Below are 25,793 nucleotides of genomic sequence, written 5' to 3'. Positions count from 1 at the left end.
AAAAAGTGAGGAATGAAAATGAAATTCTATAAAGTAACTTCAGAAGGCATTTGGACCACTATAAAAGTTATTGCAGCTAATAGTGAATATGAAGCGATTGGATATTTTGTTATGGAGAATCAGAAGGAAGGTAATGAATTAGAAGAAATTAGCGTTCAAACAATGGAGCCTAATGAAAAGATTGAATGGGAATGCATCGGATTTCCTGTTTATAAAACAGTGGAAGAAATTTATAAGAAAAAAGAAAGTAAGAGCATTCCGTGCATTGTGGTTGGATTATTAGAAAACTAAACAAAAGCGTTATTTGAATAGAAAAGGGGAATGAGAAATGAATACAGTGACTATTAAATTTGGACAAGGTACAGCAGCTTGGAAGGATATGCAAGAAGTATTGAAAATTCTACAAAAAAAAGGTTACACAGTACAACCATATAAAAAAATCGGAACTGTCAAATTAACTAAGGAAATTAACATGGAAGAAATATTAGTACAAGGCAATATTACAGAAGATCTAAAAAGATTAGGTGTAGAAGCTACATGTACTTATGGTTATGAAGAAACATTGTATCAAGTATACGAGGTTTCAGATGAAGATTTCAAAAAGATGAGTGATGATGCAAGTACAAGAAGTATGAACGATGGTAATTGGAAAGATGGCGGATGGCGCTGGTGTGAAGGGAGTAATCAAGGAGAGCCAAATGCGACACTAATCGTCAAGGGTAAAGAATTACGTTGCTGGGCAGAACCAGTTGAAGACGATGAAGAGGAAGAACCTTATTACAGCGACTATATAGATTTACTGGAATATCTCGAAATGGAAAAAGGTTGTTCTTCTTTCAAAAATGTGTGTGCGTTAGCTAAAGACTTAGCAAAATACAACAATATGACAATGTCTGAATTATTCAGAAAGTATCAAGGGTGGGATAAAGAAAACTAAACAAAATAGTTATTTGAAAGAGAGCCGGTGATTATATGGGAGATCGAATGTGCCCGGATTGTAATGAAATGAGTTTGGTTGAAAAAAGTCTCACAAAATGGAAGTGCCTAAATTGCGAAGAGGAATTCACAACGAAAGAATTAGATGCGGATGTTGAGTTTGATTAAGTAACCGGTGATTTGTAACAAAACCCTTATTTGAGGAAAAGAGGAACGACGATGAAGAAACAAAGGTGGAGAAAAACAAAAGTTAAAACTTGTTACTTATGTGACAAGAAATTAAATATAAACCAGATCTGCGGCATAAATGATTGGAGTTATAAAAACAAAATTTTGTATTGGTGTGAGGATTGCGTAGATTATTAAAACAAAATCGTTATTTCATAGCAAACAAAAAAGAGCACACATGTAAGTATGCTCTTTAACAAGAAAGGTAGATTTCTATGAATGGATGCCTCCATACAATAACATATGCTTGTCCAGTTAAAAGGTAAAAAGTTTTTAAAGAAATTATAATTTAAATAAAAGAAACCCCGTTTATCTACGGGGCTTCTAAGGGTAAATGTCAAGTAATGACGTACTCGACTAATTAACCATATCATGAATTTATTGGTAAAAATACTGGTAAATGCGTCCAATTAGTATGGTCATCAACTTGAATAAAAAGGTTATTTTAGTTGTAGTTTAACAAAAAGGACCCGCTATAAATAGCAGGCCTTTTCCTAAAATGGCAAAGAGTAACTCTTACCTTACTCTTCTACTATATAATACACCATATTTGACTGTTTGTGTAGAAAAATGTCGAAATATGCAATATTTCATGTCGATTATAAGAAAACGAAGAAGTGAGACCGATAATTGAATAAAAACGCTATTTGAGTAGAAAAGGATGTGCAGTTTGAAATCTGAAGAAGTTAAACAGCTTATTACTGATTTAGAACGTAGAAAATCAGGTTTAAAACGGATCCAAAATGGCTTTTCAAGAATTCATAGTGAGGAATATCGTGATGGTGTTAATAAACAAATAGGAATTTTGGACCAAGTAGTAATGAGATTGAATTGGGTTATGAGGGATGAAAGTAATTAATATAAAAATTTCATTTTGTAGAAAAGGAAGATGTTAAATGTACTTTATTGATAAAGAAGAAGATTTAATCGGAAAAGAAATAGCTTTTACACACATGGCTCAATTTGCTGAAGCTATTACGATTGTCACAAAGGATAAGGGAATCTTTGTAGTTGAGCAATGGCGCGAAGATGATCACAGTGAAATGCATGCTTACAGTAAAGGCAACGCTAGAGCTTATATATTAAAAAAGGATTGGTTAAGAAAAACATTGCATGAAAAAGGAATAATATCTCATGAAGAAATTGAAGAGTATGAGAATCAAAGACGATTAGAACAACAAAAACAACAAGAGGAATATAAAAGAAAACGAGAAGAACAGGAAAAAATAACTTATGAACGATTGAAAGCGAAATTTGAAGTTCCTAAAAATTAAAAGAGCAGCTAGCAAAAGCTAACTGCTCGGTTCTCCAAGGGGGAACAAGGAGAAAGTAACTTAATGGGTTGTTTACAGTATTGACGGAATATTGAGTTTTATTCAGTAAGGATTGTAAATCTGTTCAATAAAATTTGATTGAATCTCATGGAAATATATTCGATTCATTTATAAATGATCATAGCTTTAACAATTTCATAATAGTATTTCTTCCATGTTATTGTTTGATCGTTTTTAGCAGTTAAGGTTAGAAAAAACTTAAGCATTATATTATCACCCTTTCTTAAGTTTAATTTTATAAGGGAATATACAAAATTAACATTTTGTATGTAATGAATATGTATAAGTATTTTGATGTATGAAACTAATAATCCTTATTTTCCTAGCAAATGAAATTATCAGAAAAATTTTACTGACAAGAAAATATCTTCGGGGTTTTTAACAAAATAATCCTTTGAATAGAAAGTGAGAAAAATATGTTACCAAATAACAAGATCTATAAACATTTATTCTCGTTACTTATCGCCCTTCATGTGGGATTAGCAATTATAGCAGCGATACAGCAGAAGTGGTGGGATGTAGCAGACACGTTAGGTGGAGCGACACTTTTGATAGCCATTGTACTTGTAATTGAACATGGTCAAGTTAAAAAATGGGCAGCAATGCTGTTCACTATAACAGCTATTGAGAATGGATTAGAAGTTGCAAATCAATTTTTATCACAAAAATATTTAGATTCACTTTGGGATATAGCTGCGATAGTACTGTGTGTGTATTGGATGAGGCAATATTACGTTGAAGAATAGAAAGTGAGGTTAGGAGAATGAAAGCTTTGAAGAAAAGAAAAATCAGAAAAGCGATTGCTCGTCGTGCAAAAGATGTTGAGAAGTATCAAGTTAATAAAGCTTGGAGAAACATTTTTGTACAAGCTGGTATTTTAAAGTAAATGTAAACAGAATACAGTCCGGCTAGAAAACTAGAGGACACCAATTCATTAAAGCAGCAATGAAGGCTGTTTTAGGAATAGGTGTCCTTTTTATTTTGAAAAGGGAGATGGGGAAATATGAAGGCACTAAAAGACCAATTACGTGAGTGGAAAAAGCAATCGAATCACACAAAAAAGAAAACGAAGGAAAAACGAAAAGAGAAGTTAAGCACTCGTGATATTGAAGGTTTAATGGGAATCCATGGGCCTCGTTATGAACGTAGACGCGGAGCTTTAAGACAAAAGTAATTTAAAAATAAAAAGGAGTGGTCTTACATGACTAAACAATTATCTTTCTTGCCAAAAATCGATAGAGTAGCAACGCAGAAAAAATTAGAAGGTGTTCTGGAAAGCGTACGTTTATATAGACAGTTTGGAATGATGCGTGAAGAAATGAAAGTCACTCCTTCTTATGAAATTAGATATCACGGACCTACAAATGATGTAGGAAAGCCATTAGAAGATGTAGCGATGGCTAATATACAGCAAAGTAAACGAGAAGAGTGGATTAAGCAAACGTCATTTCGCATTGACCAGTTTCTTAGTCGTTTAGGCAATGGGCGTGCTGGAAAGGACCAAAGAAACATTATTATTAAGCGCTATTTAGAAGATGAAGATGTATGCGATTATATGGTGTATAACGAACTTGGCATGAGTGAGCGTACTTATCGACGCGTTAAGGCTAGAGTGTTTTATAAACTTGCTTTTGCTCTTAGATTAGAGGTTTATGAGACTGAAGAAACTGGAGGTAATGAATAATGAATTTTGTTCAGCCGATACGTGATCCAGAGCAAATACAGCAGCTTAAAGAGTATTTTAAGGAAAAGAGCTTACGTAATTACATTCTCTTTATTATGGGCATTAATACAGGCCTTAGAATCTCAGATATTCTGAAACTGAAGGTAGGAGATGTTAAAGGCAGTCATATATCCATGAGGGAAAAGAAAACAGGGAAGCAGAAACGAATACAAATTACCGCATCTCTTAAAAGGGAGCTTAAATGGTTTATTGAAGAAAGAGAAGATCATGAGTATTTATTACAAAGTAGACAGGGGAAGAATCGTCCTATTGGGCGCAGCATGGCATATAAGATATTAAGTGGAGCAGCGGCAGAGTTTGGATTAGATGAAATAGGCACACATACGCTGAGAAAGACGTACGGGTACCATATGTACATGCAAACGAAAAACATAGCATTACTTATGGAGATATTCAATCACTCGTCAGAGAAGGTCACATTACGTTATATAGGGGTAAACCAAGATGCAATGGATAAAGCAATGACTAGGTTTAAAATCTAAGCATTGCTTTTTCTTTTTGAATCTATACAGTTACTCATAAATTTCGTACTGTGTAACTCAAATATGAAAGTTTAATTAAGTCAATGATAGCAAGGGATTTGGCTAAGGGGTCAGTTACACACAATACAAGATATGGGTAACTCATTAAGATAAAATACATAAGAGAAGAATATAAAAATAAGTGGCAGAGTCGTGACCGCTTTTTGGCAGGAAATGTGCCGGTTGTTTTGGAATTCACGTGATATATTTGTATTGTGAGAAGTGGCGGAAAACACAACTCACTATGTTGTTTCTAAATTTCTAAACGGCTTCATAATGACGGCACATAAAATCCAAAACCAGCAGATGGTACTGATTGAATGTTACCGTTAATAAGGAGAGCTTTTGCTCTTCTTCCAGTTACTTAATAAAATTTTACATATTAGGTGATTGGAAGAAGTTTGAAACTTCACGTACCAGATTCTATATCTAAAATACTCCAAATGTATTCGTAAATTAGATTAAGGAAATGGACGGGATGAAAAATGTTGAATCAAGTATTTAATATGGATTGTTTAGAAGGTATGAAGATGATTCCAGATAAAAGTGTAGATATGATTTTATGCGATCTACCTTATGGGACGACAGCTTGTAAGTGGGATAGTATTATACCGTTCGATTTATTGTGGCAGCAGTACGAAAGAATTATAAAAGATAATGGAGCTATCTTATTAACAGCAAGTCAGCCATTTACAACTAAGCTGATTGCTTCAAATATGAAATTGTTTCGTTATGAGTGGATTTGGAAAAAAGGAAATCACGTAACAGGGTTTCCAAATGCAAATAGAATGCCCTTAAAGAATCACGAAAATGTTCTGGTATTCTATAAAAAGTTGCCTAAATATTATCCGCAAGATTTGATTTTATTGGATAAACCAATCCGAAAGAAAGAAATAAGAAACATGAAGGTATTTGGTAAAAGGAATAATGAATCTTTAAATAATGTATATGTAAAGAAATATACTAACTATCCAAAATCAGTTATTGATTTTCCGCGTGACAGTAAAACGTTTCATCCTACACAAAAGCCTGTAGCTTTATTTGAATACTTAATTAAGACGTATACAAAGGAAGGTGAAACAGTATTAGACAATTGCATGGGTAGTTTTACAACCGCTATAGCATGTATTAATACTAAACGTAATTACATTGGTTTCGAGATGGATGAAGAATATTGGAATTTAGGTAACAAAAGAGTTAATAAACATATTGAATCCTTAAAGCACTCGTAATGGGTGCTTTTTATTTTGGAGGGATGAAGGATGGCTAATAACAAATTAAAAATTAATATCGATGTTGATACAACTGAAGCATTAAAACAAATGAAGGAAGTAACGGAAGCTGCTAATGAATGTGTGACTGCATTCGAGAAGTTAGAAAAGGTTATGAGTAGGTTTACTAATAAGGGCGAACTAAAAGATATAAAGGTTAGCATTGTATTAGATAAAAAAGTATTTACGGAATCTATAGTTGGACATACAGCTGATTCAATTCAAGGTCGTGTAATTAAAGGAAATGAGATAAATGAAACTAACTAAACAAGAACAAGCGGTTGTAATTGGTACATTCATTTCAATGTTAGGAACAGATCTTGTAAATGAGCGTATCGATAAACAGAAATTAGAAAGTGTGCTTCCTATCTTTAATGAGTTGGAAGATAACACAACACCAAAGCAAAAGAGAGAAGCAATGGTTAGTTTACTCGGTAAGACAATAGATGAATTTTTAAAACAATAGCCATAAAAAAGGAAAAGTAACTCGCATGGGGGCGAATTACTTTTCCGAGTGGCAATGTTAATTTCATTATAGCAATTTGTATTTATTTGTAAATATATAATCGGAATATTCTTTCTTAAGGAGTGAAGATAGATGGATTCATTTCAAAAAATGGTAAACGATATGCAAAATGATCACGTAAATAAGACGATGATAGATTTCGGTTTGGCTTCCAAAATGATGTTTGCTGCCTTCACACAATTTAAAGAAGCTGGTTTTAATGAAGAACAGTCATTCGAATTAACACGAGAGATATTAATTAATTCATTAAATAATATTCAATGATTTGATGAGGTGAACGAGAATGCAAGTCTATTGTTCAAACTGTGATAAAGATTACGACATGCAACCACAAGTAGTACAACTTCCCAATCGTATTGAGAAGTGTTACTTTATCTGTCCTCATTGTGGCCATGAACATGTTGCTGCATATGTGAACGATAAGATTCGTAAGCATCAATTAGATATAGCAAAGTATTATGAACGGATTAATAAAAAGAATCTTGCTATCGAGGATGAGATGAAACGGTTGAGGGAGAGAATGGAGGGAAGTAAATGATGATATTAGCCTATCTTATTATTGGTTTACTTTATAGTTCCATTACAATGTATCCAGTTGCGAGGGACGTTGGACAACGAAAGAAACATGATGGTGTATATATAGTAAGTACATTTATTATTTCTATTGTATTTGCTATTTGTCTCGCTCCTTTCTGGATTATTCTTGTTGGGTTTAATGTAGCGAAGTTGTTTTATAAATGGAAGAATAGAAACCAAATGAAGTGTGAATGTTTTAATTGCGGTTATAAATCAACAATAGATATAGTCACAGGTGCTGTTAAACGTTGTTCTAAATGCAATGGTATAACAATACCTAAAGCGTCAGGTGGTACACATGCCAAGTAAACCATTCAAACCGTGCAAGTCGTTAGGTTGCAATGAACTAACACGGGATAAGTATTGTAGTAAGCACCAAGATAAAGTACAAGAGAACACAAGATACTATGACAAACACATACGAAACAAAAGCTCACGTTCATTCTATAACTCAAGATTGTGGAAGGATATGCGTGAGCTTATTTATCGTAGAGATCATGGCTTATGTGTTCAATGTAGAAGCAATGACATCATTAAGATAGGTGATGTAGTCGATCACATCATACCTATTCGAGTAGATTGGTCAAAACGATTAGAACCAACTAACTTACAAACACTCTGTCATGCTTGCCATAACAGGAAAACAAAAGAAGACGAGAAGAAAAACAGAAAATGATTGGAAAGAAAAAATTCACAAACAACCCCCCACCATGAAAAAGCAAAAGGCGAATCCCTGGAGACCGCCGCCTAGCTTTCCGTGTAAAAAGTTCGTTTTATTCTATAAAAGGGGGTTCAGCTGAGGGAGGTGGTTCTCATAGGAAGGAAAGCGAAGCCGATTCATTTGCATTTATTAGAAGGTAACACAAATCGATTGACAAAAGATGAAATTGAGCAGCGATTAAAAGCCGAAAAACAGTTACAAGCAAAAAAGGACAAGGTAAAGCCGCCAACGTGGTTAGATTCAGTTGCTAAGAAAGAATTTAGACGGATTGCTGGTGAGTTACTAGAGCTAGATGTTATTACAAACATAGATGTGAATGCATTAGCAACGTATTGCGATGCTTACTCCGACTATGTTGAATGCACCAAAATTATACGAGAAGAAGGACTTCTTGTTGAATATACCAATAAGGCAGCTGAAACAAATAAAGTTCCACATCCACTACTTACAAAGAAGAAGCAATTACATGAACAAATGAAGGCTTTGGCTGTTGAGTTTGGTCTTACACCAAGTGCAAGAGCGAAAATTGTCATTCCAAATATAAAACAAGGTCCGAAAACAAATGTAGAAAAGGAGTTTGACGTATAACATGATCAGACAATGGATGTTGGACTACTGTGATGATGTACTGAATGATGAAGTTGTTGCTTGTCAGAAGCATAAACAGGCTTGTAAACGATTTTTAAGAGATATTGAACGTGAAGGTTCTGAAGATTTTCCATATGTTTTTAAGGAAGAAAAAGCACTTCGTTTCCTAAAGTGGATGTCTCTTTTTAAGCATACAAAAGGAAAATTAGCAGGTCAGAGAATTGAACCACATTCAATACAAATTTTTGTATTTAGCAATATTTATGGATGGGTTCATCGTAATACGGGATTAAGGCGATTTAAAAAGGCATATTGGCAAGTTGGACGTAAAAATGCAAAGTCTCAATCTTTAGCCTGTGTAGGCTCTTATGAAGCAATGGCATTTGGTGAAAATATGTCAGAGGTATACATTGGAGCCACGAAAACGGAACAAAGTAAAATTGTTTGGAATGAAATTAAAGCACAAATGAATGGGTGTGAAGATTTAAAAGGAAAGTTCAATATTGCATATGGGAAAATTGAACATCTTAAAACCGATTCTTTTATTTCAGCGTTATCAAAAGATGCTGGAAAATCAGGTGATGGACTGAATGTTCAGTGCGGAATTATTGATGAATATCATGCACATCCTACTTCTGAAATTTATGACGTTCTGGTGTCAGGTTCAGGTGCTCGTCCGAATCCACTTATGATGATTATAACGACAGCTGGTTTCAATTTGAGTCATCCATGCTATCGTGTGGAGTATCAATATGTTTCTAAGATTTTGGACCCTAATATTGATATTGAAAACGAAGAATACTTTGTCATGGTTAATGAATTAGATAAAGATGATGAGATTACGAATGCAGAAGTGTGGGAGAAAGCAAATCCAATCCTATGTAGTTATGAAGAAGGGCGTACTTTTTTAAAAGGAGAACTTCAGTCAGCCCTTGATGTACCTGAGAAAATGCGTAATTATCTCACGAAAAACATGAATAGATGGGTGGATATGAAAGAAAATGGCTACATGGATATGCAAAAATGGAAAGATTGCAAAGAAACTGTGGAGTTGTCCGAATTAAAAGGGTTAGAATGCACAGTAGGTGTCGATTTATCAGCAAAAATTGACTTAACAAGTGTAGATTTTGAATTTAAAAAGGATGATACGTATATCGTAATTAGTCATAGTTTTATGCCGGAAGATACTTTGCATGAGAAAAGAAAGACGGATAAAGTTCCGTATGATCTTTGGATACAGCAAGGGTGGATTACAACAACACCTGGTGCAGTAGTTGATTATGAATATATAAAAAAACATATTAAGACCATGGAAAAAGAGAACAAATTCAAAATAAAAGAAATATGCGCTGACCCTTGGAATGCAACGCAATTCATGCAAGATATGGAAGCAGAAGGATATACAGTGGTGGAAATACGTCAGGGAATGGCGACTTTATCAGGTCCTACAAAGGATTTTCGTGAACAAGTTTATCAGAAAAAAGTCATTCATAATAACAATCCAGTATTAAATTGGGCTGTTAGTAATGCTATAACAAAACAGGATGCTAACGAAAACATTATGTTGGACAAGTCAAAAGCAACAGAAAGAATTGACCCGATAGCGGCTGTAATTAACTCACATGTTCGCTGTATGCTTAATTCTGGTGAGATGGACTTAAATTCCTATATTTTAAGTCAAGATTTCTCATTCTAGGAGGAATTACATGCGCTTTTTGCTATTTTTTATGAGTATTTTAGAAGATATTCTATTGATTTCAGGGTTGTCCATTATTGTAGGGACGACTTTTTTTGTTAATCCGATTTATGGCTGGTATCTGTTAGGTATTATTCTCACAATGCTGGGGGTGGTGATGATAAGAAGATAGAAAGGAGGTGAAACTTTTGATTTTTCGGCATTTATTTAGGAATCAGGACACGACAGATTTAAAAAATCCTTCACCTTGGTTTAAAAGTTTATTTGGATATCAAGCCGCAAGTGGTGAAAAGGTAACGGTTGAGTCTTCTTTAGGTGTTCCCACGGTTTATCGATGCATTAATATCCTTGCAAATAGTGTTGCGATGCTTCCTTTTCAAACGTTTAAAAAGACAGCGAAGGGAAGAGAACGGGATAAGGCACATCAAGTGTCGTTTGTTTTGGAAAGACGCCCAAATCCTTACCAAAGCCCATTTAAATTTAAACATCTAATCGAAACACATCGCAATACATGGGGAAATGCTTATATCAATATCCATTGGGGTGTGGATGGAAGACCGAAAGAACTGTGGGTATTGAATCCGGCTGTTACAACCCCCAATGTGGACCTGAAGACAAATAAATTATGGTACTTTACTAGTTTGCCAGACGGTACACCTGTAAAAATACCTGATGATGACATTATTCATCTTACTACATTGTCTACTGATGGTTTAAAGGGGAAACCACCTATCCAAATTGCAAGAGAATCAATAGGTAGCTCACAGGCGGCACAAAAGTTTAAAGGTAAGTTCTTTACAAACGGTGCAGCGCATAGTGGGATATTAAAAACGCAACAAGCACTTGGCAAAGAGGCGAAAGATGTACTTCGTGATGCATGGGAAGAGGCAAATACAGGATTAAATAATGCTCAAAGGATTGCAATTTTAGATGCTGGACTAGAATTTGAAAAGGTTGGAATGCCTTTGAAAGATGCTCAATTTATTGAAGGTATGAAATTTGATAAAGGTGAGATTGCGAACATCTTTAATATTCCTTTGCACATGATTAATGAGTTAGATCGTGCTACTTTCTCCAATATTGAGCAACAAGCGCTGGATTTTATTCAAAATACATTGAGTCCAATTCTTATTCAATACGAGGAAGAGTTTTCTTATAAAGCATTTTCATTTAATGAGCAAAAACGATATTACTTAAAGTTTAATCTAACAAGTTTATTACGTGCTGATTCTAAATCAAGAGCAGAATTCTACAAAATTATGTTAGATGCTGGTGCTTTCTCAATCAATAAAGTGCTAGAACTGGAAGATATGGATGGGATTGGGGAATACGGTGATAAACATCGTGTTGATTTAAATCATGTATCTATTGAAATTGCGGATGAATATCAATTAGCGAAAGCAAATGGAGGGGCACTACAGAAGGGAGGTGAGGACGATTAAAGACGTATTTACTATTAAAAATCAAACGGAATCATCAGCAGACTTATTTATTTATGGTGACATCATAAATAATACAGGTTGGAAATGGGATGATTCTGACATTATGCCTGATGATGTGAAAAATATCTTAGGGCAATTGGATGATAAAAGTAACCTTAATATCTATGTAAATAGTGGTGGTGGTTCTGTATTTGCTGGTTTAGCCATTTATAACATGTTAAAGCGCAATAAAGCACAAAAAACTGTTTATGTGGATGGTGTTGCAGCTTCTATTGCTTCTGTAATCGCCCTAGCTGGTGATCGTGTTGTTGTTCCTTCTAATGCATTCTTAATGATTCATAAGCCTTGGACATATGTATCCGGAAATGCAATTGATTTCCGAAAAGCAGCAGAGGACCTTGATAACATCGAATCAGGAATCATGAATGTATACAAAGAGAACTTAAAAGAAGGCGTTGAAATTGAAGAAATTCAACAATTAGTAGATGCTGAGACCTGGTTAAGTGGTGAAGAAGCTGAAAAATATTTCAATATTGAAGTTGTGGAAGCGAAAGATGTTGCAGCATGCAGCAGTGATTACTTTGATAAATATCAAAAAACACCAAATAAGATTGTAGCAAAAGCTCCTTCTATTCCAAAGAAGGACAATAATGAACAATTAAAAATCCAAAATGCACTAGACCTGTTAGAACTATAGGTCTATTTTTTGTGCCAATATAAGGAGGAAATACCGAATGGATAAACATGAACAAGAATTACGTCAAAAAGTTGCTGACTTAAAAGCGAAAGCAGAAGATTTCAACAATAGCGGCAAATATGAAGATGCAAAGGCAAAAATTGAAGAAGCAAGAAATGCAAAAAATGAATTGGATAACTATCTAGCGATGAAGCAAATTCAAGTTCCTGACCCTGTAAATTCACAAGCAGGAGTATTACCTCCAGCATCAGTTAAAAATGAAGATAAGTCCTATAAAGAAGTATTTATGAAAGCTATTCGCGGTCAAAATTTGACTCATGAAGAAGCAAGTGTTATGCAGGAATATAAAGCAGCTTTATCTGAGAACACAGGTAAAGATGGCGGTTATATTGTTCCAGAAGATATTACTACAACTATTAATCAGTTAAAACAAACAGTTGATAACTTAGAACAATATGTAAATGTACAACCTGTTTCAACAAATAAAGGGGCTCGTACATTAGAAAAGCGTGCGGCATCAACACCATTTGCGCCATTATCTGAGTATGGTAAGCCGAATGCGATGCAAGAAATTGCTTCTCCTGAATTTGATCGTTTATCTTATGCTATTGAAGATTACGCAGGATTTTTACCAGTACCAAATGATTTATTAGATGATACAGATCAAGCTTTAGAAGAATATTTACGCCAATGGATCGCTAAGAAATCTATTGCAACTCGTAACTATCTAATTTTACAAGAACTCAACAAATTGACAAAGGTTGATTTTAAGGATTATAAAGGCATTAAAACAGCGTTAAATGTTACATTAGACCCAGCATTTGCAGCTGGAGCTAATATTTTCACTAATCAAGATGGATTCAATTACTTAGATCAATTAGAAGATAAAAATGGTCGTCCACTTCTTCAACCAGACCCAACAAATCCAACACGTAGTTTATTGTCAGGAAAACCAGTTATTACTTTATCAAACAAGACAATTGCTACAGATAAAGATGGGAAAGCACCTTTCATTGTTGGTAATTTAAAAGAAGCTATTATTCTTTGGGATAGAAAACAATTATCTATCGATATGACTACAGAGGGTGGAAACGCTTGGAGAACAAATACTTCTGAGTTCCGAGCAATTGAGCGCGAAGATGTTACTCCGTGGGATACAGAAGCAGTTGTATATGGACAAATTACGGTTGCACCTAAAACAGGAGCTTAATAGAGTAGGAGGTGTCCTTCTTGGTACTGAAATTAGGGGAGGCTAAAGAGTATCTTCGTGTGGATGGGAATGAGGAGGACATGCTCATTACATCCTTAATAACAGCAGCTGAACAATATATTAAAAACTCAACAAGTAAAGATGTGAATTTGAATGACGAGCTTGCTAAATTGGCAGCTCGTATTTTAATTGCTCATTGGTATGAAAATCGTGAGCCAGTTGGAAAGACTGGCAAACTATCATTTAGCTTACAGTCAATATTAATTCAGTTGCAATATAGTGTAGGTGATTCCACATGAATCCAGGTAAATTAGATAAACGTCTTACATTCCAAGTAATAGACGAGGATGCAAAGAGCCCAGACGGTGATCCAATAGAAAGATATAAGGATTCTTTTACTGTATGGGGCTCTTTTATTTTTTTAAAGGGAAGAAAATACTTTGAAGCAGCCGCAGCTAACAGTGAAGTGCAGGGTGAAACAGAAATCCGATTTCGCTCAGATGTGAATGCTGACATGAAAATCAAGTATAAGAATGTAATTTACGATATTATTTCAGTTATTCCAACTGAAAAACACACGTTGTCGATCATGTGGAAGCGTGGTGGAATGAATGGCTGATGGGGTAGATTTGTTAGGATTTGAACGTTTAGTTACTGAATTAAATCAAATGGGGTTACGAGGAGAGGAAATTGAAGATAAAGCTCTTGCAGCAGGTGGAGAACCTATTCGAAAAGCTATTTCAGAAATAGCACCAAGAAGTGATAGTCCTAAAAAGGCAACAAAAAGCGAACCGTGGCGTACAGGTCAACATTTAGCTGATAATATACGAGTTACAAAAGCAAAAATGGAAGGCGGCGTAAAAACTATCAAGATTGGGATAGATAAAGCAGATCGTTCTCCATATTTCTATGGAAAGTTCATAGAATGGGGAACATCTAAAATGCCAGCACAACCATTTATAGAACCGGGCTTTAATTCTTCAAAAGAAGCAGCAATTCGCGCTATGACAGACATTTTGAAGAATGAAATGAGGTTAAATTTATGATAAATTTACGCCCTGAAATTTTGCAAGCTCTTGAAAATAATCAGGAGCTTGTTTCTTTATTAGGTGGAAAACGCGTTTATTATCGTAAAGCCAAAAATGCTGAAGAATTTCCGCGGATTACATTCTTTGAATTAGACAATAGGCCAGATAGATTTGCAGATAATGAAGAAAGTGAAAGTGAAATTACATTCCAAATTGATATTTGGTCAAAAGGCAGTACAACGGCAATCCATCAAAAAGTGAATGAAATTATGAAAAGTATTGGTTTCTGTCGTTATGCGGTTGCTGATTTATATGAAGATGATACACAAATTTTTCATTACGCGATGCGATTCGCGAAAGGAGTGGAGTTATAGATGGCTGGAGAAGTTATTAAAATTAGTTCGACTGTCGGTGTAGATAGTCTTGTTTATGCGAAATCGTTGAAAGACGATGCGACTGGAGTGGATTATGCAACTGTTAAGAAGTTAGAAGGTGCTGTAAAAGTTAAAACTTCTAAAAAGGTGTCTTCTGAAATTATGTGGAGTGATAATAAGAAGTCAGAAATTGCTGAGTCTGATGGTGAAGTTGAAGTTGAAATTGAGGTTCGAGGTCTTCCATTATCCACAAAAGCTGATATTGAAGGGTATCCGGAAGTTACAGACGGTGTATTAGATGAAAAGCGTGAGGGCGAAAAACCGTATGTAGCAATCGGTTGGCGCTTTTTGAAGGCAAATGGGAAATATCGATATGTTTGGTTGTTAAAAGGGAAGCTTTCACAAGAAGAGGAAGAAGCTGAAACTAAAAAGGATAAACCTAACTTCCAAACTACGAAACTTAAAGGTTCTTTCATTGAACGTGATTTTGATAATAGATCGAAGTTTACAGCGGATGAAGATGAGCCTACATTTACAAAAGCTGTTGGAGATAATTGGTTTAAAAAGGTATATGAGAAGCCTGTGGCACAACCACCAGGAAAGTAAGGGGGAGCAAAAGCTCTCTCTTTTTTTATTAAATAAGGAGGAATAACTATGAAACTAACATTAATGATTAATAAAGAAAAACAAACTTTTAATATGCCGGAATTTATTCCAGCTCGCCTTATCCGTCAGGCGCCTGAGCTTGCTGAAATCCCAAACGATCCTGGTCCAGAAGATATGGATAAAATGGTTCAATTCGTGGTTAAAGTGTATGATGGTCAATTTACATTAGATCAGTATTGGGATGGTGTGGATGCTCGCAAATTCTTATCTACAACTTCAGATGTAATCAATGCAATTATAAACGAAACTGTGGAAGCGGCTGGTGGCAATCCTGTATCTGGAGAAGCAGAAAACCCAAACGCGTAGAGGGAGGAGGGCTGACGTTCAATGAATTTATGGACGAGCTTTACCTCTCTTTATTACGTCAGGGATATAAACATCATCATATCGATAATGAAATGGATATTTGGCATTATTTAAGATTGAATCAAAAGTATCGTGAACAAGGTAACTCAAATGGTGGAAGTCAAAGTTCAAATGAAATTGAAGTTCCCGCAGAAAACATTATCTAGCAAGGGGGTGAGACATTGGCAAATGAAATGAATAATTTAGTAGTAAGGCTTTCCCTTGATAATGTGAATTTCCGTCAAGGCATAGCTAACTCGGGACGTGCAGTAAGGACATTACAGAATGAGCTGAAATCTGTTAGTACAGGAATGGGTGGTTTTGCTAACGCTAGTCAACAAACACAAGCAAAAATGAACACACTCAGTAGGCTCATCGATGCGCAAAAAGAGAAAGTTAAAGCATTACGACAAGCCTATGATCAAAATAAGGCTAAATTAGGCGAAAATGATGCAGCAACTCAACGATATGCTTCGCAAGTTAATAAAGCAGTTGCTGATTTAAATAGATTCGAGAATGAGCTAAAACAAGTGAATCGTCAAGCGCAACAAACGGCACTGGATAAATTAAATAATTCATTGAAATCTTTACAAGCTGAATTCCAAGCGGTTACAACAGGAATGCATGGATATACCAATGCAACTGAACAGACGCGAGCGAAAATAGATGTCCTATCCCGTATGGTAGATAAGCAAAAGGAGAAAATGAGGGAACTTCAGTCAGCTTACAATCGCGCAAAAACCGAAGAAGGAGAAGCGAGTCAATCAGCACAACGTTACGCAGAACAAATTCATCGGGCTACCGCTGAACTTAATCGATTTGAAACTGAATTACGTCAGTCGAATCATGAACTAGAACAACAAGGTAATCGTCTTCTTAATTTCGGAAACCGTATGGAAACACTGGGGAATCATTTACAAAATGCAGGAATGCAAATTGGTATGGTGTTTGGTGGAATGACATACGCTATAGGACGTGGTTTAAAAGCAGCGGTTACTGAATCAATGAACTTCGAACAACAGATGGCTAACATTAAAGCGGTATCTGGTTCTACTGGTGAAGAAATGAAAAAGTTAAGTGAACTAGCTGTTAATATGGGGGAAACAACAAAATATTCCAGTGTTCAAGCGGGACAAGGTATAGAGGAATTAATAAAAGCTGGAGTTAGTTTAACAGATATTATAAATGGTGGTTTAGAAGGTGCCCTTAACTTGGCTACAGCAGGAGAGCTAGAATTAGGCGAGGCGGCTGAAATTGCATCCACAGCCTTAAATGCTTTTAAAGCTGATCATCTTTCAGTAGCAGATGCAGCCAATATATTATCAGGTGCAGCAAACGCATCAGCAACAGATGTACGTGAGCTGAAATATGGTTTAGCGGCATCATCAGCAGTAGCAGCAGGAGCTGGGATGACTTTTAAAGACACAGCTACCACTCTAGCTGTATTTGCGCAGAATGGGTTAACATATAGCCCCACTGTGGAGAAATTCGCAGCGTAAAGGACGTGAATTCGGTAGAAGCTAAGGTGAAGCTATGCCAATACCGAGCCAAGCTGGATAGGAATATTCAGAAGGTGTAGAGACTAGAGGGAGTAAGCGAGAACCGTTGAAACCTCCACGAGCGCGTCCCATCCTAACGTAGAAGACGAGGATGATGATATAGTCCGATACTCCAGTGAAAATTGGAGAATATGAGATAAAGAGCTCATATATAACGAATGTAAAAGGTTCAGATGCAGGTACATCGTTAAAAACAATGTTAATGAGACTGAATCCATCTACCAAAGAAGCATATAACAAAATGCGAGATTTGGGTCTTATCACTTATAATGCACAAGCTGGATTTGATTTCTTAGTAAAAAACGGTATTCAACCAGCGTCCAGAAATGTAGGGGATATAGAAGTAGCTTTAGAAAAATATGTAATGAAAACAGAAGGGGTAACAAAATGGAATGATAAATGCGATACAACATTTCGTGAATTAGCAACAAGTTCAGCTTTCTTATCATCAAAATTCTACGATCAACAGGGTCATATTCAAAGTCTAGAAAATATTTCAGGGACGCTTCATGAATCGATGAAAGATTTAACAGACCAACAACGAAGTATGGCTTTAGAAACGTTATTCGGTTCAGATGCCGTACGTGGTGCGACTATCCTATTTAAAGAAGGAGCTAAAGGTGTTAATGAGATGTGGGATGCGATGTCTAAAGTTACGGCAGCAGATGTTGCGAAAACAAAGATTGATACGCTTCAAGGAAGAATTGTTTTATTAGATTCAGCATTTTCTACAATGAAAAAGACAATTGGTGATGCACTTGCTCCTGTAGTTAGTGTTTTTGTTGCTGGCTTACAAAAGCTTGTTGATGGATTTAACTCTTTACCTGGACCAGTACAAAAGGCAATAGCAATTACAGGTGGTATTGTCCTTGCTTTAACAGCTGTGGCTACAGCGATAGGTGTTGTTTTAGCAGCGTTTGGAATGATTGCTTCAGGAATTGGTTCTTTATCTCTTGCATTAGCATCAGTTGGTGGGATTGCTGGAATTGCTGCTGGAGCAGTTGGATTCTTAGGAAGTGCGCTTGCGGTTTTAACAGGACCAATTGGTCTAGTAGCAGCGGCTCTTATTGGAACTGGAGTAGTTGCATATAAAGCATATCAAAAAGCAACTGAAGACAGTATCGCTTCAGTAGATCGCTTTGCTACAAATACAGAAGGAAAAATAAGCTCCTCAACAAAGAAGGTTCTTGGTGAGTATTTTAAGCTGTCCGATGGTATTAGACAAAAGTTAACTGAAATTAGATTGAATCATGAAGTAATAACAGAAGAACAGTCGCAGAAGTTGATTGGTCAATATGACAAATTAGCTAATACAATCATTGAAAAAACCAACGTAAGGCAGCAAAAAGAAATTGAAGGGCTTAAAAAGTTCTTTGCTGATTCGTATGTATTAACCGCTGAAGAAGAAAACAAACGAATCGAACAGTTAAATCAGCACTATGAACAAGAGAAGCTAAAAACGCAAGAGAAAGAAAATAAAATTAAAGAAATTCTACAAACAGCAGCTAGAGAAAATAGAGAATTAACAACATCCGAACGCATCTCGTTACAAGCATTACAAGATGAAATGGACAGAGTTGCTGTTGAGCATATGTCTAAAAATCAAATGGAGCAAAAGGTTATTCTTGAAAATATGCGTGTGCAGGCTAGTGAGATTTCAGCTAGGCAGGCAGCGGAAGTTGTAGAGAATAGCGCTAAAGCAAGAGATAAAGTTATTGAAGATGCGAAAAAGACCCGTGATGAAAAAATTGCAGAGGCGATTCGCCAACGTGATGAAAATAAAACAATCACTGCTGATGAAGCGAACGCAATCATTGCAGAGGCAAAACGTCAGTATGATAGTACAGTTTCTACAGCTCGAGATAAACATAAAGAAATTGTGAGTGAAGCAAAAGCACAAGCTGGTGAACATGCAAATCAGGTAGATTGGGAAACTGGCCAAGTAAAATCGAAATATCAAGCTATGAAAGACGATGTTATTCGAAAAATGAAAGAAATGTGGTCAGATGTTACCAACAAATATGAAGATATGAAAACCTCTGCAAGCAACAAAGTAGAGGAGATAAAAAATACAGTTTCAAGAAAATTTGAAGAGCAGAAAAAAGCTGTTACTGATAAAATGCGGGAGATCAAGAACGATATTGAAGACAAGTGGAACACAGTTGAAAAATTTTTCAGCACTATAAATCTACGTTCCATCGGTAAGTCAATTATAGAAGGTCTTGGAAAAGGAATAGACGATGCTTCAGGAGGTCTATTTAGTAAGGCTGCTGGAATTGCAAACGATATTAAAAAGACTATTTCCGGAGCGCTTGAAATAAATAGCCCAAGTAAGGTTATGATTCCTTTGGGTAGTGCAGTTCCTGAGGGCGTTGGCGTTGGGATGGATAAAGGTAAACGTTTTGTAGTTGATGCAGCAAAAAATGTAGTCGGAACCGTTAAGAAACAAATGGGGAATATGCCATCTGTTTTTGATTTCGGATTCCAAACGAATCAATACAGTATCCCACGTAATACATTTAGCGATTTCAACGGATATGCGCAACCGCAATTAGCTTATAATAATTCACCTGTAGCAAAAACAATATTCCCAAATAGAACGGGTGGAGAACAGGAACTGAATTTAACTGTAAACATGACCAATGTTTTAGATGGAAAAGAGCTTGCAAACGGAAGTTACACCTATACTACAAAGCTTCAAGATCGTGAACAAAAAAGAAGAGCGGAATTTTAAAGGTGGTGAGCACGTTGGGGAAACTTAGTTTTACTTTTAATAATATTAGAAAAGATTATATTCAAATGCTAGTTGGAAGAAAACGTCCTTCATGGGCTCCAGTAAAAAGAAGATTAGTAAGAGTCCCTCATCGCGCAGGGGCTCTTTTACTTAATACAGAAACCGAGGAACGTCGTATTGATGTTCCTCTTGTTATTAAAGCGAAAAAAGATATGGCGGATTTACAAAAGTTAAAAGAAGATTTAGCGGATTGGTTATATACAGAGCAACCCGCTGAACTTATTTTTGATGATGAGTTAGACAGGACTTATTTAGCATTAATTGATGGTTCTGTCGATTTGGAAGAAATAGTCAATAGAGGCAGAGGTGTTATTACTTTTGTTTGTCCAATGCCGTATAAATTAGGGAAAACAAATACTCACAAATTTACGCAAGAGTGGTCTACAGAAACAACTTCTTATTTTACTAATAAAGGAAATGTAGAAGCTCCAGCATTAATTGAAATGACGGTAAAAAAACCAAGTACCTTTTTAGATGTATGGTTTGGAGAGTATCCGCGTAATCGTGATTATTTCAGAATAGGCTACCCTCTGACTGTGGAGCAAACCACGGTACAAGAACGAGAAAGAGTCATGTGGGATGAAATGGCTACTCCTGTAGGTTGGACTCCTGTTACGGGACAGGTTGAAGAAATGAAGGGTACAGGTAGTTTTAAATCAAGAGATGGTTACGCATTATATTGTGAAGATTATGGACAAGAGAAAGGATTCCACGGAGCGATTGCTAAGAAAAACATTCCAGGCGGCCCTATTCAAGATTTTGAAATGGAAGCATGGGTGCGTTTGAAATCTAAAGGGATTGGAGAAATGGGGCGTGTCGAGGTATTGCTTTTGGATGATACAAGTAATATTGTCGCGCGAATCAACATGAACGATTTATATTGGGATGCTGAAATCACAAAAGCATACATGCGTATTGGGAATTCCGGAACACCTAACAGTATAAGAAAATTAGTAGATACAAATGGAGCACATCCTAATACATTCAATCAATTTTACGGTAGGTTACGTATAGCAAGACGAGGTAAAGAGTGGTCTGTTTATGTAGCGCGTTTCAGAGATGGTACTGAAATCGATGATGCATCACTTCCAGTGCAGTGGGTTGATGAAGTAGGAAATCCAATGACAGAACGAAAAATTGCACAAGTTATGATTGCGATATGTAAGTGGGATAATAACCAACCTGTTGATGTAATACAAATCGATGATTTAAAGATTTGGAAAGTAAACAAAGTCCCATCTAATGCACAACCATATATCTTTGACACTGGAGATAAAATTGTTATCGATACGGAGAAAAGTCTTGTCACTATTAACGGGAAAAATGCAATCAATTTAAAAGAAATCTTTAGTAATTTTCCTATCATAATACGTGGTGAAAATCGTATCGATATAATGCCACCTGATGTAAATGCAACAATCAGTTATAGGGAGAGATATAGATGAGAACACCAAGCGGGATTTTGCATGTTGTGGATTTTAAAACGGATCAAATCGTCGCAGCTATCCAACCACAGGACTATTGGGATGACAAACGGCATTGGGAACTAAAAAATAACGTTGACATGTTGGATTTCACTGCTTTTGATGGAACAGATCATGCAGTTACATTACAACAACAGAATCTTGTTTTAAAAGAAGTTCGCGATGGAAGAATCGTACCGTATGTTATTACAGAGACTGAAAAAAATTCCGATAAACGATCTATTACCACATACGCTTCAGGAGCTTGGATTCAAATTGCTAAATCAGGGGTTATAAAACCGCAACGGATAGAGAGTAAAACAGTAAATGAATTTATCGATATGGCTCTTATAGGTATGAAGTGGAAACGCGGTAAAACAGATTATGCAGGATTCCACACAATGACAATAGATGAGTTTATGGATCCCCTTACTTTTTTAAAGAAAATTGCTTCACTGTTTAAATTAGAAATTCAATATCGCGTAGAAGTTAAGGGATCACAAATCATCGGTTGGTATGTGGACATGATTCAAAAGCGTGGGCGTGACACAGGTAAAGAAATAGAATTAGGAAAAGATTTAATTGGTGTAACGCGTATTGAGCATACACGTGATATTTGCACTGCTTTAGTTGGATTTGTAAAAGGTGAAGGCGACAAGGTAATCACTATTGAAAGCATTAATAATGGTCTACCTTATATCGTAGATGCAGATGCGTTTCAAAGATGGAATGAACACGGACAACATAAATTTGGATTTTATACACCAGAAACAGAAGAATTAGATATGACTCCAAAACGTTTACTGACGCTTATGGAAATAGAATTGAAAAAGCGTGTCAATTCCTCAATCTCTTATGAAGTGGAAGCACAATCAATTGGTCGTATTTTCGGCCTAGAACATGAACTAATCAATGAAGGCGACACAATCAAAATTAAAGATACAGGGTTTACACCAGCATTATATCTTGAAGCACGAGTGATAGCTGGAGATGAATCTTTCACAGACCCAACACAGGATAAATATGAATTCGGGGATTATCGTGAGATAGTTAATCAAAATGAGGAATTAAGAAAGATTTATAACCGTATCCTCAGTTCATTAGGCAATAAACAAGAAATGATTGATCAGCTAGATAAATTGGTTCAAGATGCTAATGAAACAGCTAGTAATGCAAAGAAGGAGTCAGAAGCAGCAAAAACACTAGCTGAAAAAGTACAAGAGGATATTAAAAACAATACGGTTGAAATTATAGAATCTAAGAATCCACCAACAACAGGACTTAAACCTTTTAAAACGCTTTGGCGTGATATTAGTAACGGAAAGCCTGGTATTTTAAAAATATGGACAGGTAAAGATTGGGAATCGGTTGTACCCGATGTAGATTCCATTAAACAAGAAACGTTAGAGCAGGTTAATAAAGATATTGAGTCCACAAAATCAGAATTAAATCAAAAGGTTCAAGAAGCACAGAATCAAGCAACAGGACAATTCAACGAAGTACAGGAAGGTTTACAAGGTGTCAGTCGTACAATTTCTAGTATCGAAAATAAACAAGGTGAAATCGATAAGAAGGTAACTAAGTTTGAACAAGATTCTAGTGGATTTAAAACTTCTATCGAAACGTTAACGAAAAAAGATACTGAAATAAGCAGTAAATTAAATACAGTAGAGCAAACTGTGGAAGGCACAAAAAAGACTATTTCTGACGTGCAACAAACAACAGGTGAACTAAAGCAAACAACAACTGAACTTAAAGAACAGGCAGGGAAAATCACCGAAAAGTTGACAAGTGTAGAAACAAAGGTTAATAACGATAAAGCTGGAGGACGTAATCTTTTATTAGATTCAAATATTAAGTATGAAAAAACAGATTATCTAATCAATCAATATTCTCTAACTGAAAATTTCTTTGCAGGTGAGGAATATACCTTTGTAATTAAGGGGAGTGTCCCACAAGGTCAGAAATTTGGGATTTGGCAGAATGGTGGTTCGAATAACGTTGGATATGCAACAAGTGTTTATGCTAATGGAATAACGTATGTAACCTTTAAAGCTGTTGCAACTACAAGCGGGAATGAACGAAAGTTAAGTTTATATAACTACCCAAGTAATACTACAAAGGCAACTGTAGAATGGGTTGCTTTATATAAAGGGAATAAGCCTCAGGATTGGACACCAGCTCCTGAAAATCAAGTAACAACAGATGAATTTACCAAGAAAACAACCGAGATTGAAAAAAGTGTGGATGGCGTAAAAACCACTGTAACAAATGTTCAAAATAGCCAAGTTGGATTTGAAAAGCGTATGTCTACAGTGGAACAAACAGCAAGTGGATTATCTTCCACAGTAAGTGATTTAAACAATGTAGTATCAAATCAAGGGAAGAAGCTCACTGAAGCAAATACAAAACTTGAACAACAGGCAACAGCAATCGGAGCAAAAGTTGAGCTTAAACAAGTAGAGGATTATGTTGCTGGATTTAAGATTCCAGAGTTGAAACAAACAGTTAATCAGAATAAACAAGATTTATTAGATGAATTAGCCAACAAGCTAGCAACTGAACAATTTAATCAAAAGATGACTTTGATTGATAATCGCTTTTTTATCAATGAACAGGGTATCAATGCTTCTGCTAAAAAGACAGAGGTATATACAAAAGAGCAAGCAAATGGACAATTTGCCACATCATCTTATGTAAGAGATATGGAAACCCGTCTTCAGTTAACTGAAAAGGGCGTTAGTATATCTGTAAAAGAAAATGATGTCATTGCAGCATTCAATATGAGTAAAGAAAACATTAAGTTAAATGCTGCACGAATAGATTTAGTTGGTAAAGTTAATGCTGAGTGGATTAAAGCGGGATTGCTAAGCGGTTGCCAAATTCGAACATCAAATACCAATAACTATGTTAGTTTAGACGACCAATTTATACGCCTATATGAAAGTGGAGTTGCTAGAGCGTTTTTGGGGCATTACAGAAGATCAGATGGTGCAGTACAACCAACTTTCATTTTAGGTTCAGATGAAAGGACTAATGCTCCAGAAGGCACTTTGTTTATGTCTCAAGCAGGTGCAGGATGGCCCGGGGCTTATGCGAGCATTGGTATTAGTGATGGTATAGTTGATGGTGCAGTTCAAAAGTCTGTGTATTGGGAGTTGCAAAGAAACGGAATAAGCGTTCTAAATGCTAATGATTACCAAGCATTTTATACAGGGAATGGAAATTGGTATTTCAGACGAGGAAAACCTGGATTATATCAAACTTCGTTAGTCCTTGAAGATAACGGTTCAGACGCAGATTTAAGATTGCCAAACATTACATTACGTAATAGCCGTGTGGCTGGATATACAGGTATTATTCAAGTAAAGTCATCTGTTACTCAAAATGGCTGGGGATCTGTTCAAGGTAATTTTGTACCCCCTTCATTACGGGAATACAAATCTAATATTCGTGATGTTTCTTTTTCAGCCTTAGAAAAAATTAGAAGTCTTAAAATTAGACAATTTAATTATAAGAATGCTGTAAACGAGCTATACCGGATGAGAGAAGAGAAAAGTCCCAATGATCCACCATTGACAACAGAAGATATTAAAACATACTACGGAGCAATTGTAGATGAATGTGATGAAGCGTTTATCGATGAAAGTGGTAAAGGGATTCACTTGTATTCATACGCATCCATTGGAATGAAAGGGTTACAAGAAGTTGATGCAACAGTACAAGAACAGGCGGTAGAAATAGCAAATCTAAAATCAAATTTACAGGAAGTCGATACAACAGTACAGGAACAGAAGGTAGAAATAGGAAATCTAAAATTACAAGTAGCTAGTCAAGAAAATCGGATAGCGCGATTAGAAGAATTATTACTACAACAATAAATTGATAAGAAACCAGAGCAGCCATAAGCTGGTCTTTCGTACTATATAAGTATGAGGAGTTATTCGAAGAATAGCTTGTCATACTTTTTTCATATATGATGAGAGCGACTGGTTGACGGGCTGGTCTTAGAATTGAAACATTCGGAATAAAAAACTGTCAACTATCACTCACTATCAAGAATTCGATTAAGTA

The 25,793-nt window shown here is 35.8% G+C and carries 32 protein-coding genes and 2 pseudogenes; all 34 read left to right on the top strand.

The window, feature by feature from the left end:
- The first annotated feature begins 18 nt into the window (after positions 1–18).
- Positions 19–291 (top strand): hypothetical protein, encoded by a 273-nt coding sequence (locus EGX95_RS18245; protein ID WP_049106929.1) that lies wholly within the window; start codon positions 19–21, stop codon positions 289–291.
- A 181-nt stretch (positions 292–472) separates the two neighbouring features.
- Positions 473–937 carry a hypothetical protein gene (locus EGX95_RS18240; RefSeq protein ID WP_192957652.1) on the top strand — a complete coding sequence of 155 codons (465 nt, stop codon included), beginning with the start codon at positions 473–475 and terminating at the stop codon, positions 935–937.
- Positions 938–972: 35 nt separating this feature from the next.
- Positions 973–1,104, top strand: coding sequence for a hypothetical protein (locus EGX95_RS30935; protein WP_262737310.1), 132 nt, complete (start codon positions 973–975; stop codon positions 1,102–1,104).
- A 721-nt stretch (positions 1,105–1,825) separates the two neighbouring features.
- The gene (locus EGX95_RS18230; RefSeq protein WP_014297965.1) at positions 1,826–2,023 is read left to right on the top strand and encodes a hypothetical protein; all 198 of its coding nucleotides are present in this window, start codon (positions 1,826–1,828) and stop codon (positions 2,021–2,023) included.
- Between the two features lie 37 nt (positions 2,024–2,060).
- On the top strand, positions 2,061–2,438 hold the full coding sequence (locus tag EGX95_RS18225) for a hypothetical protein (RefSeq protein ID WP_123805725.1): 378 nt from the start codon (positions 2,061–2,063) through the stop codon (positions 2,436–2,438).
- A gap of 476 nt (positions 2,439–2,914) precedes the next feature.
- Positions 2,915–3,244, top strand: coding sequence for a hypothetical protein (locus EGX95_RS18220; protein WP_048557624.1), 330 nt, complete (start codon positions 2,915–2,917; stop codon positions 3,242–3,244).
- A 17-nt stretch (positions 3,245–3,261) separates the two neighbouring features.
- A complete protein-coding gene (locus EGX95_RS18215; RefSeq protein ID WP_000645582.1) occupies positions 3,262–3,384 on the top strand; it encodes a DUF3983 domain-containing protein in 123 nt (40 codons plus the stop codon).
- 117 nt (positions 3,385–3,501) lie between these two features.
- Complete coding sequence (locus EGX95_RS30475) at positions 3,502–3,672, top strand: hypothetical protein (RefSeq protein WP_048557625.1); 171 nt, start codon at positions 3,502–3,504, stop codon at positions 3,670–3,672.
- Between the two features lie 27 nt (positions 3,673–3,699).
- Positions 3,700–4,182, top strand: a complete 483-nt coding sequence (locus tag EGX95_RS18210; RefSeq protein ID WP_000166202.1) for an ArpU family phage packaging/lysis transcriptional regulator — start codon at positions 3,700–3,702, stop codon at positions 4,180–4,182.
- On the top strand, positions 4,182–4,724 hold the full coding sequence (locus EGX95_RS18205) for a site-specific integrase (protein WP_001012162.1): 543 nt from the start codon (positions 4,182–4,184) through the stop codon (positions 4,722–4,724). The genes EGX95_RS18210 and EGX95_RS18205 overlap by 1 nt, the downstream gene beginning before the upstream one ends.
- A 524-nt stretch (positions 4,725–5,248) precedes the next feature.
- Positions 5,249–5,995 carry a DNA-methyltransferase gene (locus tag EGX95_RS18200; protein WP_123805723.1) on the top strand — a complete coding sequence of 249 codons (747 nt, stop codon included), beginning with the start codon at positions 5,249–5,251 and terminating at the stop codon, positions 5,993–5,995.
- A gap of 30 nt (positions 5,996–6,025) precedes the next feature.
- A complete protein-coding gene (locus EGX95_RS18195; RefSeq protein WP_123805721.1) occupies positions 6,026–6,301 on the top strand; it encodes a hypothetical protein in 276 nt (91 codons plus the stop codon).
- On the top strand, positions 6,288–6,500 hold the full coding sequence (locus EGX95_RS18190) for a hypothetical protein (RefSeq protein ID WP_123805719.1): 213 nt from the start codon (positions 6,288–6,290) through the stop codon (positions 6,498–6,500). Before EGX95_RS18195 ends, EGX95_RS18190 begins: the two co-directional genes overlap by 14 nt.
- A 132-nt stretch (positions 6,501–6,632) precedes the next feature.
- Positions 6,633–6,824 (top strand): hypothetical protein, encoded by a 192-nt coding sequence (locus EGX95_RS18185; protein WP_123805717.1) that lies wholly within the window; start codon positions 6,633–6,635, stop codon positions 6,822–6,824.
- Between the two features lie 19 nt (positions 6,825–6,843).
- Complete coding sequence (locus tag EGX95_RS18180) at positions 6,844–7,098, top strand: hypothetical protein (RefSeq protein WP_123805715.1); 255 nt, start codon at positions 6,844–6,846, stop codon at positions 7,096–7,098.
- On the top strand, positions 7,095–7,445 hold the full coding sequence (locus tag EGX95_RS30470; RefSeq protein ID WP_192957644.1) for a hypothetical protein: 351 nt from the start codon (positions 7,095–7,097) through the stop codon (positions 7,443–7,445). The genes EGX95_RS18180 and EGX95_RS30470 overlap by 4 nt, the downstream gene beginning before the upstream one ends.
- The gene (locus EGX95_RS18170) at positions 7,435–7,812 is read left to right on the top strand and encodes an HNH endonuclease (RefSeq protein ID WP_001139464.1); all 378 of its coding nucleotides are present in this window, start codon (positions 7,435–7,437) and stop codon (positions 7,810–7,812) included. Before EGX95_RS30470 ends, EGX95_RS18170 begins: the two co-directional genes overlap by 11 nt.
- Positions 7,813–7,941: 129 nt before the next feature.
- Positions 7,942–8,445: a phage terminase small subunit P27 family gene (locus EGX95_RS18165; protein ID WP_000242929.1), complete on the top strand. Its 504-nt coding sequence runs from the start codon at positions 7,942–7,944 to the stop codon at positions 8,443–8,445.
- A gap of 1 nt (position 8,446) precedes the next feature.
- Positions 8,447–10,141, top strand: a complete 1,695-nt coding sequence (locus EGX95_RS18160; RefSeq protein WP_016718569.1) for a terminase large subunit — start codon at positions 8,447–8,449, stop codon at positions 10,139–10,141.
- 10 nt (positions 10,142–10,151) lie between these two features.
- Positions 10,152–10,313: a hypothetical protein gene (locus tag EGX95_RS30465; protein ID WP_162837240.1), complete on the top strand. Its 162-nt coding sequence runs from the start codon at positions 10,152–10,154 to the stop codon at positions 10,311–10,313.
- A 16-nt stretch (positions 10,314–10,329) separates the two neighbouring features.
- Complete coding sequence (locus tag EGX95_RS18155; protein ID WP_123805713.1) at positions 10,330–11,583, top strand: phage portal protein; 1,254 nt, start codon at positions 10,330–10,332, stop codon at positions 11,581–11,583.
- Entirely contained in the window at positions 11,570–12,280 is a 711-nt protein-coding gene (locus tag EGX95_RS18150; protein ID WP_123805710.1) for a head maturation protease, ClpP-related, read from the top strand. Before EGX95_RS18155 ends, EGX95_RS18150 begins: the two co-directional genes overlap by 14 nt.
- Positions 12,281–12,317: 37 nt before the next feature.
- Positions 12,318–13,490 (top strand): phage major capsid protein, encoded by a 1,173-nt coding sequence (locus tag EGX95_RS18145; protein WP_123805708.1) that lies wholly within the window; start codon positions 12,318–12,320, stop codon positions 13,488–13,490.
- Positions 13,491–13,510: 20 nt separating this feature from the next.
- Positions 13,511–13,789, top strand: coding sequence for a head-tail connector protein (locus EGX95_RS18140; RefSeq protein ID WP_123805707.1), 279 nt, complete (start codon positions 13,511–13,513; stop codon positions 13,787–13,789).
- Positions 13,786–14,109: a phage head closure protein gene (locus EGX95_RS18135; RefSeq protein ID WP_123805705.1), complete on the top strand. Its 324-nt coding sequence runs from the start codon at positions 13,786–13,788 to the stop codon at positions 14,107–14,109. The genes EGX95_RS18140 and EGX95_RS18135 overlap by 4 nt, the downstream gene beginning before the upstream one ends.
- Complete coding sequence (locus tag EGX95_RS18130; protein ID WP_123805703.1) at positions 14,102–14,536, top strand: HK97-gp10 family putative phage morphogenesis protein; 435 nt, start codon at positions 14,102–14,104, stop codon at positions 14,534–14,536. The genes EGX95_RS18135 and EGX95_RS18130 overlap by 8 nt, the downstream gene beginning before the upstream one ends.
- The gene (locus EGX95_RS18125; RefSeq protein ID WP_048557638.1) at positions 14,533–14,892 is read left to right on the top strand and encodes a tail completion protein gp17; all 360 of its coding nucleotides are present in this window, start codon (positions 14,533–14,535) and stop codon (positions 14,890–14,892) included. The genes EGX95_RS18130 and EGX95_RS18125 overlap by 4 nt, the downstream gene beginning before the upstream one ends.
- Complete coding sequence (locus EGX95_RS18120) at positions 14,893–15,498, top strand: major tail protein (RefSeq protein WP_123805702.1); 606 nt, start codon at positions 14,893–14,895, stop codon at positions 15,496–15,498.
- A 48-nt stretch (positions 15,499–15,546) separates the two neighbouring features.
- Complete coding sequence (gene gpG, locus EGX95_RS18115; RefSeq protein ID WP_123805700.1) at positions 15,547–15,864, top strand: phage tail assembly chaperone G; 318 nt, start codon at positions 15,547–15,549, stop codon at positions 15,862–15,864.
- Positions 15,865–15,893: 29 nt separating this feature from the next.
- Positions 15,894–16,070, top strand: coding sequence for a hypothetical protein (locus tag EGX95_RS30460; protein ID WP_162837241.1), 177 nt, complete (start codon positions 15,894–15,896; stop codon positions 16,068–16,070).
- A gap of 15 nt (positions 16,071–16,085) precedes the next feature.
- A pseudogene (locus EGX95_RS18110) lies at positions 16,086–17,366 on the top strand (phage tail tape measure protein); the annotation flags it as partial.
- Between the two features lie 259 nt (positions 17,367–17,625).
- Positions 17,626–20,196 (top strand): annotated as a pseudogene (locus EGX95_RS18105) (phage tail tape measure protein); the annotation flags it as partial.
- Between the two features lie 14 nt (positions 20,197–20,210).
- Positions 20,211–21,701: a distal tail protein Dit gene (locus tag EGX95_RS18100; protein ID WP_123805695.1), complete on the top strand. Its 1,491-nt coding sequence runs from the start codon at positions 20,211–20,213 to the stop codon at positions 21,699–21,701.
- A complete protein-coding gene (locus EGX95_RS18095) occupies positions 21,698–25,600 on the top strand; it encodes a phage tail spike protein (RefSeq protein ID WP_123805693.1) in 3,903 nt (1,300 codons plus the stop codon). The genes EGX95_RS18100 and EGX95_RS18095 overlap by 4 nt, the downstream gene beginning before the upstream one ends.
- Positions 25,601–25,793 lie beyond the last annotated feature (193 nt).

The organism is Bacillus sp. FDAARGOS_527 (assembly GCF_003812125.1).
GTDB lineage: Bacteria > Bacillota > Bacilli > Bacillales > Bacillaceae_G > Bacillus_A > Bacillus_A paranthracis.
Note: the sequence above shows the minus strand (reverse complement) of the source record. Positions and strands in the feature narration are given on the sequence as shown.

Coding starts and splice junctions, on each gene's coding strand:
- EGX95_RS18130 (WP_123805703.1), top strand. CDS start 14,102: ATGGCTGATGGGGTAGATTTGTTAGGATTTGAACGTTTAGTTACTGAA.
- EGX95_RS18135 (WP_123805705.1), top strand. CDS start 13,786: ATGAATCCAGGTAAATTAGATAAACGTCTTACATTCCAAGTAATAGAC.
- EGX95_RS18200 (WP_123805723.1), top strand. CDS start 5,249: ATGTTGAATCAAGTATTTAATATGGATTGTTTAGAAGGTATGAAGATG.
- gpG (WP_123805700.1), top strand. CDS start 15,547: ATGAAACTAACATTAATGATTAATAAAGAAAAACAAACTTTTAATATG.
- EGX95_RS18215 (WP_000645582.1), top strand. CDS start 3,262: ATGAAAGCTTTGAAGAAAAGAAAAATCAGAAAAGCGATTGCTCGTCGT.
- EGX95_RS18205 (WP_001012162.1), top strand. CDS start 4,182: ATGAATTTTGTTCAGCCGATACGTGATCCAGAGCAAATACAGCAGCTT.
- EGX95_RS18230 (WP_014297965.1), top strand. CDS start 1,826: ATGTGCAGTTTGAAATCTGAAGAAGTTAAACAGCTTATTACTGATTTA.
- EGX95_RS18245 (WP_049106929.1), top strand. CDS start 19: ATGAAATTCTATAAAGTAACTTCAGAAGGCATTTGGACCACTATAAAA.
- EGX95_RS18195 (WP_123805721.1), top strand. CDS start 6,026: ATGGCTAATAACAAATTAAAAATTAATATCGATGTTGATACAACTGAA.
- EGX95_RS18170 (WP_001139464.1), top strand. CDS start 7,435: ATGCCAAGTAAACCATTCAAACCGTGCAAGTCGTTAGGTTGCAATGAA.
- EGX95_RS18210 (WP_000166202.1), top strand. CDS start 3,700: ATGACTAAACAATTATCTTTCTTGCCAAAAATCGATAGAGTAGCAACG.
- EGX95_RS18125 (WP_048557638.1), top strand. CDS start 14,533: ATGATAAATTTACGCCCTGAAATTTTGCAAGCTCTTGAAAATAATCAG.
- EGX95_RS18225 (WP_123805725.1), top strand. CDS start 2,061: ATGTACTTTATTGATAAAGAAGAAGATTTAATCGGAAAAGAAATAGCT.
- EGX95_RS30465 (WP_162837240.1), top strand. CDS start 10,152: ATGCGCTTTTTGCTATTTTTTATGAGTATTTTAGAAGATATTCTATTG.
- EGX95_RS18145 (WP_123805708.1), top strand. CDS start 12,318: ATGGATAAACATGAACAAGAATTACGTCAAAAAGTTGCTGACTTAAAA.
- EGX95_RS18120 (WP_123805702.1), top strand. CDS start 14,893: ATGGCTGGAGAAGTTATTAAAATTAGTTCGACTGTCGGTGTAGATAGT.
- EGX95_RS30475 (WP_048557625.1), top strand. CDS start 3,502: ATGAAGGCACTAAAAGACCAATTACGTGAGTGGAAAAAGCAATCGAAT.
- EGX95_RS18240 (WP_192957652.1), top strand. CDS start 473: ATGGAAGAAATATTAGTACAAGGCAATATTACAGAAGATCTAAAAAGA.
- EGX95_RS30470 (WP_192957644.1), top strand. CDS start 7,095: ATGATGATATTAGCCTATCTTATTATTGGTTTACTTTATAGTTCCATT.
- EGX95_RS30935 (WP_262737310.1), top strand. CDS start 973: ATGGGAGATCGAATGTGCCCGGATTGTAATGAAATGAGTTTGGTTGAA.
- EGX95_RS18185 (WP_123805717.1), top strand. CDS start 6,633: ATGGATTCATTTCAAAAAATGGTAAACGATATGCAAAATGATCACGTA.
- EGX95_RS18160 (WP_016718569.1), top strand. CDS start 8,447: ATGATCAGACAATGGATGTTGGACTACTGTGATGATGTACTGAATGAT.
- EGX95_RS18180 (WP_123805715.1), top strand. CDS start 6,844: ATGCAAGTCTATTGTTCAAACTGTGATAAAGATTACGACATGCAACCA.
- EGX95_RS18190 (WP_123805719.1), top strand. CDS start 6,288: ATGAAACTAACTAAACAAGAACAAGCGGTTGTAATTGGTACATTCATT.
- EGX95_RS30460 (WP_162837241.1), top strand. CDS start 15,894: ATGGACGAGCTTTACCTCTCTTTATTACGTCAGGGATATAAACATCAT.
- EGX95_RS18095 (WP_123805693.1), top strand. CDS start 21,698: ATGAGAACACCAAGCGGGATTTTGCATGTTGTGGATTTTAAAACGGAT.
- EGX95_RS18220 (WP_048557624.1), top strand. CDS start 2,915: ATGTTACCAAATAACAAGATCTATAAACATTTATTCTCGTTACTTATC.